Source organism: Spirosoma aerophilum (assembly GCF_054782495.1).
In genome coordinates this window covers 1-1,195 of sequence record NZ_BAAGSJ010000043.1, presented here as the reverse complement: position 1 = coordinate 1,195, position 1,195 = coordinate 1, and the positions used below count along the sequence as shown (strand labels likewise).

The window sequence follows — 1,195 nt, the reverse complement described above, 5'->3', positions numbered from 1 at the left end:
GGAAGACCTGGAAGATGCGATCCAGATACTTCTCCTCAAAGCCAATGCCGTTATCCACCATATCAATCCGGTGATAGCCACTCGCGTTCCGGCTCAGCGTCAGACCCTCGGGTAGGTGATCCGCTGACACCCGGCTAGCCTTAATGACAATGTGGGGAGTCACCCCGGGCCGACGAAATTTGAGGGCATTGGACAGCAGGTTCTGAACCAGTTGATTCAGCTGCGAGGCATCGCCCATGACCGTGGGCAGCGGCTCGAGGCTTACCTGAGCCCCCGTTTCCTGCAGCGTCAGCTCCAGGGTAGACAGGACCTGCCCCACCACCTCCTGTAGGGAAACCCAGCGCGTGGGTACCCGTTGGGTAGAAAGACGCGAGTAGTCCAGCAAGTCTTTAATCAGGGTTGACATCCGCCGGGCAGCAGTCTGCATCCGCTCGAGGTAGACGAGCGTATCGCCGGCCGAGTCGCCATACCGGGTCTTTAAGAGATCGCCGAACTGCTGAATCTTGCGCAAGGGCTCCTGGAGGTCATGCGAGGCCACGTAAGCGAAGGTTTGCAGGTTCTCGTTCGAGCGCAGCAGGAGCTGGTTGGCCTCGGCCATTTCTTCGTTGAGGAGCGCTAACGTCTCGTTCTGGCGGGTCAGCTCTTCGTTGAGAGCCAACAGTTCCTCATTAGCGGCCGCAATCTCCTCGGTTTGCCGCTGCACCTGCTGCTCCAGGGTGGCCTGCAAGGCCCGTTCCAGGGTCACATCCTGGGCCACGCCTGTCATCTGCCGCTTGCCCGCTTCATCCACAGTCAGCTCCCCCCGGGCCCGGATCACTTGCTGCTGGCCCGTGCGGGCGTTGAGGATACGGTACTCGGCCTGGTAGCGACCGTCCGAGTTGGGTTGTAGAGCCTGCGCAAAAGCCGCCCCGACCCGGTCCCGATCCTGGGGATGGACCACCGACAGGGCTGTTTCGTAGGGCATTTCGGGGCTATCCAGGCCAAACATGGTGGCATGACGGGCCGAAAGCCGGGTATGCCCACTGGCCACGTCCAGCGTCCAGGTACCCAGTTCGGCCAGCTCAATGGCATTGCTCATGGCCCGCTCCTGCTGCTCCAGGGCCCGTCGGGCCATCACCTGCTGGGTCACCTCCTGGCAAAGCACCAATACACCCGTGATAGTGCCATCGAGCTCTTTGTAAGGCTGATAGACCAG

At 61.2% G+C, this 1,195-nt stretch carries 1 protein-coding gene; it reads right to left on the bottom strand.

Going from position 1 to position 1,195, the window contains the following annotated elements:
- On the bottom strand, positions 1–1,195 hold a 1,195-nt coding region (locus ACYVK4_RS32390; RefSeq protein ID WP_461131727.1), incomplete at both ends, for a sensor histidine kinase.